Origin of the sequence: Candidatus Pedobacter colombiensis (assembly GCA_029202485.1) — a bacterium.
Taxonomy (GTDB): domain Bacteria; phylum Bacteroidota; class Bacteroidia; order Sphingobacteriales; family Sphingobacteriaceae; genus Pedobacter; species Pedobacter colombiensis.
On the sequence record CP119313.1, the window covers coordinates 2,182,972 to 2,195,986 of the forward strand.

General features: G+C 38.2%; 16 protein-coding genes. 6 read left to right on the forward strand and 10 right to left on the reverse strand.

The features are described from left to right. Positions 1 to 21: 21 nt before the first annotated feature. The 4 genes from P0Y49_09240 to P0Y49_09255 all read right to left on the reverse strand — a co-directional run bounded on the left by P0Y49_09240 (position 22) and on the right by P0Y49_09255 (position 1,803). On the reverse strand, positions 22 to 399 hold the full coding sequence (locus tag P0Y49_09240; GenBank protein WEK21324.1) for a hypothetical protein: 378 nt from the start codon (positions 397 to 399) through the stop codon (positions 22 to 24). A gap of 24 nt (positions 400 to 423) precedes the next feature. Continuing rightward, positions 424 to 903 carry a hypothetical protein gene (locus P0Y49_09245; GenBank protein WEK21325.1) on the reverse strand — a complete coding sequence of 160 codons (480 nt, stop codon included), beginning with the start codon at positions 901 to 903 and terminating at the stop codon, positions 424 to 426. A gap of 82 nt (positions 904 to 985) precedes the next feature. Beyond that, the gene (locus tag P0Y49_09250) at positions 986 to 1,513 is read right to left on the reverse strand and encodes an antirestriction protein ArdA (protein WEK21326.1); all 528 of its coding nucleotides are present in this window, start codon (positions 1,511 to 1,513) and stop codon (positions 986 to 988) included. A 50-nt stretch (positions 1,514 to 1,563) separates the two neighbouring features. Then, positions 1,564 to 1,803 carry a hypothetical protein gene (locus P0Y49_09255; protein WEK21327.1) on the reverse strand — a complete coding sequence of 80 codons (240 nt, stop codon included), beginning with the start codon at positions 1,801 to 1,803 and terminating at the stop codon, positions 1,564 to 1,566. 864 nt (positions 1,804 to 2,667) lie between these two features. On the opposite strand from P0Y49_09255, the gene P0Y49_09260 reads away from it, so the two are divergent. The 4 genes from P0Y49_09260 (at position 2,668) to P0Y49_09275 (ending at position 6,588) form a co-directional block, all read left to right on the forward strand. After that, positions 2,668 to 3,522 (forward strand): DUF3800 domain-containing protein, encoded by an 855-nt coding sequence (locus P0Y49_09260; GenBank protein ID WEK21328.1) that lies wholly within the window; start codon positions 2,668 to 2,670, stop codon positions 3,520 to 3,522. A 13-nt stretch (positions 3,523 to 3,535) separates the two neighbouring features. Next, complete coding sequence (locus P0Y49_09265; GenBank protein WEK21329.1) at positions 3,536 to 4,060, forward strand: hypothetical protein; 525 nt, start codon at positions 3,536 to 3,538, stop codon at positions 4,058 to 4,060. A gap of 80 nt (positions 4,061 to 4,140) precedes the next feature. Beyond that, positions 4,141 to 4,965 carry a hypothetical protein gene (locus P0Y49_09270; protein WEK21330.1) on the forward strand — a complete coding sequence of 275 codons (825 nt, stop codon included), beginning with the start codon at positions 4,141 to 4,143 and terminating at the stop codon, positions 4,963 to 4,965. A gap of 192 nt (positions 4,966 to 5,157) precedes the next feature. Next, positions 5,158 to 6,588 (forward strand): hypothetical protein, encoded by a 1,431-nt coding sequence (locus tag P0Y49_09275; GenBank protein WEK21331.1) that lies wholly within the window; start codon positions 5,158 to 5,160, stop codon positions 6,586 to 6,588. Positions 6,589 to 6,614: 26 nt separating this feature from the next. Here P0Y49_09275 and P0Y49_09280 read toward each other — a convergent pair whose 3' ends face one another. From P0Y49_09280 to P0Y49_09300, 5 genes are all read right to left on the reverse strand, one after another. After that, positions 6,615 to 6,857, reverse strand: coding sequence for a hypothetical protein (locus tag P0Y49_09280; GenBank protein ID WEK21332.1), 243 nt, complete (start codon positions 6,855 to 6,857; stop codon positions 6,615 to 6,617). 237 nt (positions 6,858 to 7,094) lie between these two features. Next, positions 7,095 to 8,615 carry a hypothetical protein gene (locus P0Y49_09285; GenBank protein ID WEK21333.1) on the reverse strand — a complete coding sequence of 507 codons (1,521 nt, stop codon included), beginning with the start codon at positions 8,613 to 8,615 and terminating at the stop codon, positions 7,095 to 7,097. Between the two features lie 49 nt (positions 8,616 to 8,664). Then, positions 8,665 to 9,132 (reverse strand): hypothetical protein, encoded by a 468-nt coding sequence (locus tag P0Y49_09290; protein ID WEK21334.1) that lies wholly within the window; start codon positions 9,130 to 9,132, stop codon positions 8,665 to 8,667. A gap of 18 nt (positions 9,133 to 9,150) precedes the next feature. Next, on the reverse strand, positions 9,151 to 9,585 hold the full coding sequence (locus P0Y49_09295) for a hypothetical protein (protein WEK21335.1): 435 nt from the start codon (positions 9,583 to 9,585) through the stop codon (positions 9,151 to 9,153). 601 nt (positions 9,586 to 10,186) lie between these two features. Continuing rightward, positions 10,187 to 11,029 carry a LytTR family DNA-binding domain-containing protein gene (locus P0Y49_09300; GenBank protein ID WEK21336.1) on the reverse strand — a complete coding sequence of 281 codons (843 nt, stop codon included), beginning with the start codon at positions 11,027 to 11,029 and terminating at the stop codon, positions 10,187 to 10,189. A gap of 141 nt (positions 11,030 to 11,170) precedes the next feature. On the opposite strand from P0Y49_09300, the gene P0Y49_09305 reads away from it, so the two are divergent. Further along, positions 11,171 to 11,560 (forward strand): hypothetical protein, encoded by a 390-nt coding sequence (locus P0Y49_09305; GenBank protein ID WEK21337.1) that lies wholly within the window; start codon positions 11,171 to 11,173, stop codon positions 11,558 to 11,560. A 14-nt stretch (positions 11,561 to 11,574) separates the two neighbouring features. Next, the gene (locus P0Y49_09310; GenBank protein WEK21338.1) at positions 11,575 to 12,174 is read left to right on the forward strand and encodes a sigma-70 family RNA polymerase sigma factor; all 600 of its coding nucleotides are present in this window, start codon (positions 11,575 to 11,577) and stop codon (positions 12,172 to 12,174) included. A 14-nt stretch (positions 12,175 to 12,188) separates the two neighbouring features. Here the strand turns inward: P0Y49_09310 and P0Y49_09315 are convergent, their stop codons facing one another. Further along, positions 12,189 to 12,995, reverse strand: a complete 807-nt coding sequence (locus tag P0Y49_09315) for an AbiV family abortive infection protein (protein ID WEK21339.1) — start codon at positions 12,993 to 12,995, stop codon at positions 12,189 to 12,191. Between the last annotated feature and the right edge of the window lie 20 nt (positions 12,996 to 13,015).

Here is a 13,015-nt window from a genome sequence, read left to right on the forward strand (position 1 = left end):
AATGAGTATGGTGTTCATTGATTAAAAGCTATACAGCATATGTGCTGCGTGAATGAACCGTTGGTTGCTGTGCTGCTTTGTGGTAATGAGTACAGCTATGCAGTGATTGGTAAAGACAGCGATAGAGCCGTCAAACAGTTGCCCGGAAAACAACCTTGTGCTTTTGCACATTCTTGTGCCGTTCTCCTTTATTTTGGTATTGGTTTCCTTAGCCAAATGCAGCCACTGATTAAAGGACAAGAACCCGTTATCCCATTTATCTCTATTGAGTTCTTCGTTCTCGATAATAGACTCACTCATGCCTTGCATGAACTCTATTAATGAGGGTATTTCTTCGGGAAAAAGCTGGTGCAGTAACGCAGCTTTGTCCACGTTTGTGAATTGATTGAGTGTTTTCATGATTTTTTGAATAAATGTTAGTGCTTAGTAAATGGGTATAGAGGCTATAAACTGCTTGTTAACTGTATCGATTTCTTCAACCGTTTTACAAGCCCTGAACTGCTTTGTTAGCATTTCGATCTTTTCTAAAGGGATATAACAGGAAAAAGAAAATTCATAACATTCACGGCCAAGCTTTACAAATACCTGATAGGGCTTTGCAATTCGTTCCTGTAGTTTTTTGGCTTGTACCATCAGGTTGATGTCACCTGTATCCCCGTAAGCCTTTAAAAGCTTTTGAATCCGCCAGTATCTACCATATTTTATTGCATTGCTTTTTTTGCTTTTGGGTTTGGGCTTTCGCCTGATACGCAGGTCTTCCCAAAATTCAGAAAGCGCATAACCGGGATATTCCTGAAGCATTTGGTAGTAAGCAAAAAGAGGTATCTTCTTATACAATCTTCTGGCTTTACGCAATCTTCTGATATGCATAAGCCTTTCGGGCGAGAATGTTTTACGTTCCATACCGTTGATTTTATTGTTGAAAATGATGGTTAAGGTTAAGGCAGCCACCCGGTAGATGGCCGCCTAAGAGATTTTTTTACAATCAGTTGCTTGAAAATACATACCCATTGTCACTCCAGTAATCCCCACAGAAAAGGTCGCGGGCGTATGCCTCATAGTCGAAATATGTTCTTGCAAAATCTGACAGATCATCACGCAGGTCAACAAATTCCCTTGCAAAATCTTCATCACTATCATACTGCCCCTGGTACTCGTCCTTAAATGATGAGATCAGATCGTCTATGTCATCGGAGTCAAGGTTGTAATGTCCATTATTAAACCAAATGAAAAACGGCTCGAGTTCTTTTTCCTCCAGCTGATCAAGACCGTCCCGAACCTCAAAAAAATTAGACGAAAACCAACTTTCATTGATGAGGCCTTCAGGGATATTTTCGTAATCCTGGAACATATATTCAGGGTCTTCTTCATCTGCGTGTAACTCCTCACAGGCCTCGTAAAACTCCTCTATATTTGAGAACCGGTCCAGATCCAACCAATCTCCTTCAATTGAACCATCATTGTATTTAGCATATGTTCCTACGTAAATACGTGCTTCTGATAAAATGATCATATGTACCATAACTTTAAAAATTTAATGTAAGTGATTAATTATACCGGGAATCATTCCCCGAGCAGTTCCTTTAGTCTCGCTTTTACAGCCTTGGCGATTTCTCCCCGCCAGCTACTGGCATTCGTTAGAAAATACCTTACGATTTGCTCAGCGGTATCCTCGTAATACATTTGGTCGATACAGTCAATTTGCTCCATTGCCTGGAGGTAGGGTTCAGCTCCGAAGTAGATTTTTTTCCAGTCATCACGCACGATTTTTGCGATTGCTGAAATGTGATTTGGGATCTCCATAACTTGTTCTTTAAATTATTAGTGAATACGTTTCGACCTGCCTGGTCTCATCGGTACCGGAAGCATACCGGCAGACGTTATTTTTACTCAGGTAGCGAACGATTGGGACAAGTCTACCAACCCGCTTTCTCCGATGCCAGGCGCTTACTGAGCTATTTGCTGTTCAGGTAGTCAATTTACCCGGTTGTTGCCACTGCGGGAACTCGACTACTAGGCCCCCGGTCATTGTGGGGCTTGAAAGCGGCATGGCCTATTCTTTCAAACCACTGCCTCTTCACGAGCTGGCGGAGACCGGAGAAAGTTTTTTAAAAAAAAATACGACCACCCAACAACTGCCGCCTTTGGCGGCTCCCATGTGGTGGAGATTTTTTTTTAAAAACAGCAGGCAAGGCGCCCCCTAAGGGGTGCCGCAGACTTTCGGAGGTTCGGAGCCAGATCGTACTTTTGTAGTGTGTTTGAGGATGGGCCAGTGCTTCGCTTCGCCACAAGTGCCGGGGCCGGGTCGATTCTTGTAAAGGGAAACAGGGAAAATCAGAGTTGAATTGCAAAGAAGTAAGTAGTGTAAATGCAAAAAAGCAGGATTGGTTACAATCGTTGAGGCTGAGTAAATCATGTTAACAGGCATGCCGTGCGGTAATGCACTATTTTTTATTTTTCTTTCATATGCTATAAAAACTAAAGCCCTGGAATGCCTAAAGAAAATTGACAAGACCCGTTAGCGATTGCAGTGGATAGCCCGCAGCGCAGCGAGGACTTGCAGCGGAAAGCGCGGCCCGAAGGGAACGGCCCACCAATTATTGACATCAAGTCATACCGGTATTTCTAAGTATCCTGGAATAGGTTTAGATTTAGTATATTGAAACCATGAGAACAGGAATTTTTATTGATGACACCGGCAATGCCGGCAATGAAACTGAGAGTATATATGATGGTACCGATAGAAAAAGTTGGCTTGCATTGATTCTTACACCCGAACAAAGAATTGAAGCAGCGGATCAAATGGGGTATTTATTGAATGAGCTTAAAACAAACCTGGGAGCGGATGAATTTCATTTTAAAGATATTTATAATGGACAAGGCCAGTTTAAAGGAGTTGATATAGAATTAAGAAAACAGATCTTCCGATCTTTTGCCAACATCTTTTATGACATGAATTACCCGATGTTGATCCAAACGATGACAGCGGCAGATATGGCACGAAATAAGCTGATTTCCAATAATCCGAAGATTAAAGCCGATAATTTCAAATTAACAGACACAAGTGATTTCGCCCTGTTCATACTTTTTTTTCGGATCAAGCATTTTTTAACATCAAAAAATCGCATACCCTCGCCAGTAGACATCATTATTGACGAAGGAAGACAGAAACCAAACACCACCCAGCGGGTAGAATTGCTCGGTGGGCTGTTACATAATTCTGAGGCCCATTACAAATCTTCGCATCAGGAACCGCTCATTCAGTTGGTTGACTATGCGGCTTTCTGCCTGAACAGAGGCAGATGGATTTTAACCCATGCTGTTAAAAAGCCGTTGGATCGTGAAATGCTGGAGATTTTTTCATCGGCAAATTTCAATGTGCTTAATATGAAAAAGCAGCTGGTTAAAGTGGATGGGGACACCACTGCGATGTACGATAAAATTTTAGCAGATACCTATGCCCAACACAGTCATTTAGGTGAGCTTGATTTAGAAGATATGATCAGGCATTTTTACAGGTAAATAGAGGTTTATTATGACAAAGAAAGAAGCGCTGGTGTTTCAATATCACCAGCATGCAGAACTGGCGAGAAAAGAACTGATCAAAGAAGGATTTTCTTTCATCGATGTGGATCTGATCTGGCAAATATTGATCTATGAGCTTGATCATTATGATGTGCCAACAGAAGTGTTTTTTCATGAGTTCAACACAAATGATATTGTTGAAATTATCAAAACGTATTTTGCTCAATACGGGATGCCAGTTTGTACATTGGATCTTTCTATCCCGAGCGATTCAATAGGTGAAGATGACCTGGAAAAAGCTGACATTAGGAATGACGGACAAAAATGGAGGGTTCATCAGAATGATGCAGATCCTTTCCCTTCCAATCCTCATGCGCACAATTACAGTAAACATCAAAAATTGCATTTGGGTAATGGTAAACTATATAGAAAAACAGTCGTTGTAGGTGTTATGTCAAAGAAAAACCTCAAAATAATCAGAGAAAAAATAAACCAACGTCTTAGTACATTAATATTGCCTGTTTTAGAGGTGTAAAATAGTGAGGGCAGCCTGGCAGTCAATTCATGCTGTCATCAGCTGTAGTTGTGCAACTACATCATTTTCAATGATACTCAATGCCATATATTAACCAAAACATGAAACAAACTAATCCTATTAGTGTAACCTTTGATCGTAATGTGTATGAAAGTATACTGGGGCCGGATAAATGTAAAAGACCTGAAAGTAACCTAGAACACGCAGCAATTATTGCGAATTATATCGAATGGAAACAAATAGTTCCTTATATATCTGAGAGTGCTTTTACGCTTGAAACGCTAAGGAACGAAAAAGGAAACAGGAGGAGAATTCTCACCAAAGACAGGAAGATTATTAGTGAACCGGGAGATTCGTTCATTCGTCTGGGTGGAGATCCATCAATACACCCGGGAACAACAGAGACCGATGGCTATTTCTTAAATAAAGCAATAGAAAGCGGCTTCAAGATTCTGCCAATATTTCGGTTTGGGAGAATCGTTAACTTAGAGATCAGACCAGAATGGAGATATATAAAAGAATATAGTGAGCCTATGGGCCTTGTAGATAAATGGAGCGAAGTTGTTACATATCTTGAAGATTTGGGGGCTGGATTTGGGTTTATCAACTCTTTGCTGAAAATACCTGAAAATAGGCAAAAACCCTGGACTTTTTATGCGGAACAATATACCGGGTCAGATAAGAAATTTAACAGAGCAATAGCGGAATGGAGTGACGGAGATTCAGTCGCATCACATATTGCGAGTGGGATAACATACTTTTGTACTTATGATGAAGCAAAGGGTGCTGGTTCTAAATCCGTATTTAGCCCTAATATTAAAGAAGCGTTGAACAAGAAGTTTGGGCTTAAGGTGGTCAGTCCACAAGAGTTAGTGTTTATTTTGCAGGGTCATTTGCCCGCCTAAAGATTTTATTAGCAATCTGTTCGTCCATCGAGTAAACATTTCGGCCAACTCACCTTTGGTATAAACATTCCAATCACATAGGGCTTGTTAATGGACCGAAATACTTATACAGGATAATAACCCATACAATTTAGAAAACAGCGCTTTGGGGGGAATTATTTGTGAATTGCATTAATTCATTAACTTCTCCCCATGGCAAGTCCCATTGAACTACCAATTACACCAGGTGAGCCTGTAGTAAATATCCATTGTGATACAGCAAGCCTCTATATCTTTAGAAATGATATTGTAGAGAGATATTCTGGCGAACCAAGCATTGAGTTAACGTATGAAAACTGCATTTTTAACGAGCTTAATATTCGGAATAATGACCCACATAAATTTAAGAATGTATCAGTAATTTTTATTAATTGTTTCATAAGAGATATCGTAGTAGAAGGAGTAAATGAACCCAATATCAACATAAACTTTCTAGGCTGCATTATTGCCGGCACTATCGAAGGAAGAGCTAATCTTAGCGTGCACTTTGTGAACTGTGTAGTTGGAAGGGATGGTCTAACTTTAACCAACATTAAGCATTGTGCAATCAGCTATGATGCTAGGGCTATAACTGCGGAGCGTAAATGGGTGGTGTCGGACTTTGATACCTTTATTTCTGAACAGCAGCGAATTAATCTTATTGACTGTAGAGATATTGATTTTAAGGGAAACTTATCAGACGAGGTTTATCGTAAGCCTATGGAAATAGCCTTAATTTTGAATTTTATGACCACAGAACTTTGTAAGGCAAATATCACCGGTTGTGTATTGGACGATTTAACAATTTCCGGTAATCCACAAGGTAAGATTGCTATAAACATGGTGCGAGTGGGAGGCATTTATCTAAGGGATCTTATTCCTGCCGATGCGTTGACATTGTATGATGTAAAACCCAAAGCCACATATTATCGGGGTACGAGATTTGAAATACATGGATGTAATTTGGATAAGGTCTGGTTTGACAATGTAGATTTTGCCGGATTTAATAGCGTATCTTTTTTCAGGACAAAATTTGCCAAGACAACTTTTACAGCATGTAACTTGCCAGAGAACTATATCTCTTTTGAAAAGTTTAAAGCTCTTGAAAACATTCATTACCCTGAAGCTCGAACTGAAAATTACAACAAGGATCAGTATGAAATATTTTTACAGCTAAAAAAGTCTTTTGAATCAACAGGAAATTATTATGAAGCACAAAAGATCCAGTCTGCAGCTCATGAAGCGTTAAGAAAAATAGAAACAATTTCATCCTGGGATCGTGCTATTCTCAGTATTAACAACGTAACAAACGGGCATGGCCTTTCAATTAAAAAGCCATTTCTGTTGTTTTTAGGAAATACTATCGTTTTCTATGTTCTTTACTTACTTAGCATTGGACGCATTTTTAACAGCAATGAGGTTGATCTAAGGCTGATCGGCTATTACTTTCAATTTATTGACCTGACCCACAGAAATGATTTCCTTGTGAGTTCTGTAGATCAAACAAATTGGAGTATGTGTATAGACTTTTTTAATAAAATAATTGTCGGTTTCCTAATCTATCAGTTTATAGCAGCTTTTAGGAAATACGGAAAATCTCTCTAGTTTTTATTGAGAATATCAAATGTTCATCAATCAGCTTTATTTCGATCAATAATTTTAGTGATAATCTCATCCTGTAGATTTAATAAAAAATCCGGACAATCGTGAGGATGAACAAAAGCTAAGTTCTCCGCATCCTTCCCCTGCATATGAAACCGCTTCTTTTTGCCATCGACCATAGTAAAAACCTGAAACAGTTTGGGACCTGTTACATTCATTGAAATCAGTTCTAAAGAGATTCCTTTTATATCAAGAGAGAAATAGGTTTGCATGCCTCAAATATAGCTTTGGCAGTTACTTATGACCAATTTTAGTTCTAAAATTTAGTTTTATTTCGCCTAATCTTTATAATTATCTACTTTGGGGGATAGTAAGAGCGATACAAACAGGGGAAGTTCTCTTTTTGAAAAAAAAGGAACTTCCATTTGGAAGCTCCTTTTTAGCCTGTGAAACAATATTGCACTACTCATAATGCAATAATAGATTGATGACCTTATTTATTTGATAAGCTAAAATTTAACCATTTCAATAATCTGTCCTTCTTTATTCATGTAGTAGATGTTTTCCTTTTCCAGTACGATATTGTTTTTGCTCGGAATTTCACCGAAATTATGTCTTTTGATAATCTTCATCGAATCTTTCAGAACCACGTATAGAACCCGGTTTTTCTTCTCCTGAACCAGTATTCGGATAACATTCTGGTCAATATCCAAAGCGTGAATCCATGTAATGTTCTTATTGAGTTTCCTAACATCGAATATTGATTTATCCAGATCATTGTAAATAAGTGGAGCAGCGTTATAGTAGAAATATGGATACTTGAACTCGTATTGCCACATATATCCCGGTTCATTCAGTTTTTCACCTGCAAAACTCCTAATTGAATCGAACTCAATCTTAATGTATTTGCCCGAATATCTTAGTTTGGGGTCATCTTTTGCCTTATGAAAGTAAAAGAATAGTTGATCTTGCTTGTAATTGGATTTAGGCTGTCGGTTGATCAATAGCATCGTAGAATCGTTTACAATAGGATTATTCTTCATATCATAAGGCTCCTCTATATATTCCTCTCCACCTATTATCCACGTAGAATCGTTTAATTCCCTGTATGATTGGTAATCTACCTTATACTGATCAAAAATATACCCCTTTAAGCTATCGCTTGCCCAGTCTACTAATGGTAAGATTTTCATTTTCTTGGTAGCTGGCTTGAATGAATATACATAGGTCAACCATTCGCTTTGAATCGTATCTAAACGCTTGTCTGGATCTATATATTGCAGATCAATGGATGATGAAATTTGATCTTCCCCTGAAATTGCCCCCGTTCCGAACTGTATAAGATTATACGGTTGCTGATATTTCTTATAAACAGCCTTCATTTTAGCCATGTCTATATCATGATCATCGCCAGCTTTGATTAAGCTATGAATAATCTCGTCATTATTTGTGAAATACAGAGAATCTAGCTTGTTTGTGGTTTTGTCATAGATGTATACTTTGTCACTATTCTGCCAACCTGTTACTATGAAGTAGTTGTCAACTTTATTAAGTGTACGCCATCCAATTATCTTTTTTATCCTATCGTTGGATACTACACTATTTTTATAAATAGAATTTGAATACGTTTCAATTACATCCGTATAATAGGGTATACTATCAATCGGAGTTTTAAATAGAACCTTATTCATAGTGTCTAGCACTATTAAATGTGGCATTTTAAAAAAGCTAATAGATGAAGCTATTTTGTCATAAAGCCTTGTGTCCAAGGTTATCTTGCATGGCCTGCTCATCATTTCAGTCAGGAACTCTTTTGCTTGTTCCTGTGTGACGTCTTCGGCAGAAAGCAGAAACTCAATGTTATTAAACATTGTATTGTCTGTAATAATGGAAGCTGTAGTATGGTTACACATCGAGCAGGAGTTGATATTGGTGATCAGGATCATCCTGTATGTTTTTTTTGTTGGAGCAGCTAAACAGCAGCATATAGTCATCATTATGATCACTATATTGAGTAATATTTTTTTCATAGTTTGAGCAAACCCCTGATAGCTAATCAGGGGTTTGGATATAATATATTTATTCAAGATCTAATTCTGGAGTGAAATGAATTGTAGCGTTATACTCATCAGATTGGGAGCATTCGTATGAAATGGTATTTACTTCGTAATACACTACACCTCCATTTACTTGAGGAATACCCAGATAACATTTCTGAGCATTAGGGAATTGTTGGCTGTAAAATGGATTTGAAATGTGAGTAGCGCTAGTTGTAGGGCATAATGTTTCGTCAATTCCTTCATCAGAATCATCAGCTTTTGCAGTATAAGCACATATAACATTAGGATTTTTCTTGCACTTGATCGCAATTACTTTGTTGTTTGTGCTTTTCATCCAGACTCTCACGCCCATCTCTTTTTTTGTCGTTCCCCCACTAATAGTACGTTTAGAGTGTTGTGATTGAACTGTGGCTGTGGAATCATCGGAAGTAAGCGCATTCGCCTGAAAGCCAATAAGCAATAAGGCTATATATATTAGTTGTTTCATTTTGGTTGCGATTAAAGGTTATTGTCCAATAGTTACGATTACAGTTTGAGCCCCTTGCTGGTCCTCAGTTACATTGGAGCTTAATTTATCTGTAAGCACAACTTTCAAAGCATTATTCTCATAATATGCAATAAAGCTTTGACCTTCCTCAATGTTTACTCCCTGTGGTACTGGGCTTTTCGTAGGCGGTTTATTGCCTATTGGCATTCCCACCCAGCAAGGTATGGAATAGCAAAAATTGTCAGCAACCATTCTGCAAATCAGAAGAGCATTACCATCAGAATCAGTGGCTCTTTCGAAAACTCCCCTGATTTCACACCAGTTACGAATAGTTGTTTTTGGTGCTGCGGGTTCTTCTTTAGGTAACACTGGATTTCCTGCATACAGTATTACTGAACTGCACAAAATAGCAACAGTTGATAATACTGATTTAAAAAAAAGATTTTGTTTCATAATCTATAAGGTTATTAAATGTGCCTACTCTAAATTGGTTTTCGGCTTCCCCTGTTTTTGCTTACTACTAATAGGATCTAATCCTGTTATGTAGTGAATTTTTAATACTGAATATTTCGGTGGGGTTATTATATTGATTAGCGTTCCGGAATTAGGTTGAGGCAGCTTATTAGGCTGCTCAAAAACTATTATTGACAACAATAATCTTATTGCGTCATTTCTATCAAGAGTGAAAATACTCTTTGAGCCACAAAATGCTGTTAATCAATATATTTATTTATGCTGATTAGCATCGTTTGTCCCTGCACGACAGGTTGTAGATAAATAGCGTGGGACAATAGCACACTGTTTATTGAGGTACCGCGAAGCACCTACCGAACAAGAATACTAAGCCCACGCATACGTGAGCGGTAGTGTTTCTCTGTTCGGTTATTGTAAAATTCGCGGTTTTCAATAAACAGATTAACTAACGCAATTCGTTAAAAATGATACTACGAATAACATATTTTTTTTATAAATACAAAATAGTGCAGAAATAAATTTGAGGAAAATGCCAGTTTCCGGCCCTTTGCAATGAAGCATATTTTGATTTCAGAGGTAATTATTTCATCCATTCTTTAAAAGGACCTGCTTTTCTTTGGCTTACGGTGGTATGGACCAACGGTACGGGCTCTATAGTTACTTCCAGCTTGCCATATTCTATGGGCTGGTAGGATTTGCAGGCTGTACGGTGTGCTATAAGCCTGCGGTTAATGCGAAAAAAAACAGCCGGATCAAGCTGGCTTTCAATCTGATCGAGATTGTCATCGCTGAAGTAATCTTTTTTGCTCCAGGTTCTAAATAACACACCACTCTCGACAATAAAAATGCAGGCGATTTCAGCAGTATCAAGCGATATTGTTTCCTTTCCTTCCAGGACATTGATATATCCCTTGTACACTTTGTTGTTTATGCCGGTAAAAGAAGAAAGGAATTTGACTTTGTCATAAAAGTAATAAAGCACATAATAGCCGTTGAGAATAATAAACAATGCTACAGAAAATGGAAATTCGTATTGCGGATAGGTGGACTTCATGATGTTCTGGTGAAACGAAAGGAAATAGATAAAGACCAGGAAAAATGAAATGACCGATACCAGCACAACCCCAAACAGAAATTGCAAGCCCAAACGTCCCCATAAATTGGTTTCCCAACTGTAACGCTTGTCAAGCATCTTCGTAATTTCTTTAATGATCCATGCCAGAAAAAGGGCAATCGCATAATTAATCGCAAGTGTTGGGTAATAGGAATAGATCGTCAAGGCTTCTAAGGATGAAAGCTCTTCGCCCATCATTACTAAAATGTGTGCTGCCAGCAGGCAAGCTATCAGCCGAAATGTAAGATCCTTATACCGGATCGGAAAAAAGGCTGTTCCCAGTGATTCTTGTGTAAACTCTTGTGCCATACCTTACTATATGATGTTTATTTAAATATCGGCAATGAATCAACGTTGTTGGGTATCGTTCGTTTTATGGTAACGGTATTGTTACGTTGTACGGCTAAAATTATTCGGAAATTTACATGGAGTAAACAAAAACAAATGTCTATGACCAAAGTCCCTCTTTCTCAATCAGGCGTACAATCTATTCAAGATCAGTTGTATGCGCTGCCAAATCAAGCACTACAGGCAGAAGTTTTGGCTGTGCGTAACAATTTTGCAACATGGACGGATAATCATTTTGTTATCAACGACAAGCAACGTAGCTGGCTGGCTCAAATGGACCCTTTATTTCGTGACTATATAGGAATAAGGATGGCTATTGCCATCAAAAACAAGCTGCCCTGGGTTATTGTGCTGCCTCCGGCACCAGCGCCAGGCGATCCGGACAAAGGAAAATGGTTCATGGAAAAAAGTACCATAGAAACGGTATGGTCGGGTCCGGAAGAGGTTATCGCTAACGGTGTGCTCAAACTCGAATTTGGCTATCATCCTTAATAACATTGAACCTGATGGACACACAAGCAATCATAGCGGCAGACAGCAGCTTACTCCAACAGGTAAAGCAAGGGGATCATACGGCTTTTAACCAACTATATAAGTTATTTGCAAAGGATGTATTCAGCCGGATAAAATACCTGGTACATGATCAGCAGATTGCGGAAGAATTACATCAGGACATCTTTTTAAAAATATGGGAGAAACGCGCAAGCCTCAATTGCGATGTTCCCATCCGTTCCATTGTGATGCGCAACACCAAAAGTATTGCTATTGACTACTACCGTAAAGCTGCAAGGGATCAAAAGCTGAAAGAGCATTTGATCCATACGGCAACTGAACTGTATGACCACCTAGAGGAACTGATTGACTTTAAGGAAACTAACGCGGCATTGCAATCAGCGATTACCAAACTCCCCCCACAACGGTTAAAGATCTTTACCATGTGTAAGCTTGAAGGCCATAGTTACGAGCAAGCTGCGAATGAATATGGTGTATCACTTAGTACCATTAAAGACCATATGGCAAAAGCCATGAAAAGCATCAAAGAAGATATGGTGGCTTTACATCCGGAAATGCTTTTGCTGTTGGTGGCCTCGACTGTATTACTATAGATTGAGTAAAGTTCTTACTTGGTAACAGATTTCATAAACCCTACTGTTTTTATTTTATCTGAAAAGACTTCAAATAAGTTCTTATTCTTTAGCGAAAGAAGAAGATTCTCAATTCGATTATAGTAGTCTTTCTCTTCAAAAGATTTCAGCATTGTTGCGAGTGGTTCTTTTACATTTTGATCATCTGAATTAACGGATTCAATAAATAGACTAGCAACCTTTTGTACTATTTCAAGTTTTTTTAATACTTCCAGATAACTTTCTTTATTGACTTCTATAGGGCTGATAAACAGCTCATTTTGATCACAATAAAACCCATTTTGTCTTAATGAATCGACATTTGAAAACCATGCTAATTCGATTTGTATTTGGAACAATTTTTCCGTTACATATCTGGTTGCCTTTTCATTCAATTTCTTTTTGTTACTAAACACTTTTTTCAGTTCCTCAATCTCAGATGTTGACTTGTTTTTAAATGATTGGATGAAGTCTATTAAATCATCTCCAAAAATAGATAGAACAAACATGGCAAACGCTATAAAGTACCGTATTTGGTGAGTTTTGAACAGCCTATGCATTCCTTTTATCTTGCGAAATCTGTAACCTTTGCTATCTAAGAATAATACTATTGCCTTGACTAATTCTTCAATACTAACGATAGCCAAAGACATAGCTCTACCGTAATCTTCTATTTCTGCAAGAGAAATTCCTGACTTCCAGGATTGTCTGGAGTTAAGGAGGACATTCTTGTAAGTAATTTCGCATTCTTTAGTCGAAAGTGAGGTGAAATTTTTTCCAGTTTTATGTTGTTCATTTTTCATAGGCTAATTCGGGTTTAGCA

Coding starts and splice junctions, on each gene's coding strand:
- P0Y49_09240 (WEK21324.1), bottom strand. CDS start 399: ATGAAAACACTCAATCAATTCACAAACGTGGACAAAGCTGCGTTACTG.
- P0Y49_09245 (WEK21325.1), bottom strand. CDS start 903: ATGGAACGTAAAACATTCTCGCCCGAAAGGCTTATGCATATCAGAAGA.
- P0Y49_09250 (WEK21326.1), bottom strand. CDS start 1,513: ATGATCATTTTATCAGAAGCACGTATTTACGTAGGAACATATGCTAAA.
- P0Y49_09255 (WEK21327.1), bottom strand. CDS start 1,803: ATGGAGATCCCAAATCACATTTCAGCAATCGCAAAAATCGTGCGTGAT.
- P0Y49_09260 (WEK21328.1), top strand. CDS start 2,668: ATGAGAACAGGAATTTTTATTGATGACACCGGCAATGCCGGCAATGAA.
- P0Y49_09265 (WEK21329.1), top strand. CDS start 3,536: ATGACAAAGAAAGAAGCGCTGGTGTTTCAATATCACCAGCATGCAGAA.
- P0Y49_09270 (WEK21330.1), top strand. CDS start 4,141: ATGCCATATATTAACCAAAACATGAAACAAACTAATCCTATTAGTGTA.
- P0Y49_09275 (WEK21331.1), top strand. CDS start 5,158: ATGGCAAGTCCCATTGAACTACCAATTACACCAGGTGAGCCTGTAGTA.
- P0Y49_09280 (WEK21332.1), bottom strand. CDS start 6,857: ATGCAAACCTATTTCTCTCTTGATATAAAAGGAATCTCTTTAGAACTG.
- P0Y49_09285 (WEK21333.1), bottom strand. CDS start 8,615: ATGAAAAAAATATTACTCAATATAGTGATCATAATGATGACTATATGC.
- P0Y49_09290 (WEK21334.1), bottom strand. CDS start 9,132: ATGAAACAACTAATATATATAGCCTTATTGCTTATTGGCTTTCAGGCG.
- P0Y49_09295 (WEK21335.1), bottom strand. CDS start 9,585: ATGAAACAAAATCTTTTTTTTAAATCAGTATTATCAACTGTTGCTATT.
- P0Y49_09300 (WEK21336.1), bottom strand. CDS start 11,029: ATGGCACAAGAGTTTACACAAGAATCACTGGGAACAGCCTTTTTTCCG.
- P0Y49_09305 (WEK21337.1), top strand. CDS start 11,171: ATGACCAAAGTCCCTCTTTCTCAATCAGGCGTACAATCTATTCAAGAT.
- P0Y49_09310 (WEK21338.1), top strand. CDS start 11,575: ATGGACACACAAGCAATCATAGCGGCAGACAGCAGCTTACTCCAACAG.
- P0Y49_09315 (WEK21339.1), bottom strand. CDS start 12,995: ATGAAAAATGAACAACATAAAACTGGAAAAAATTTCACCTCACTTTCG.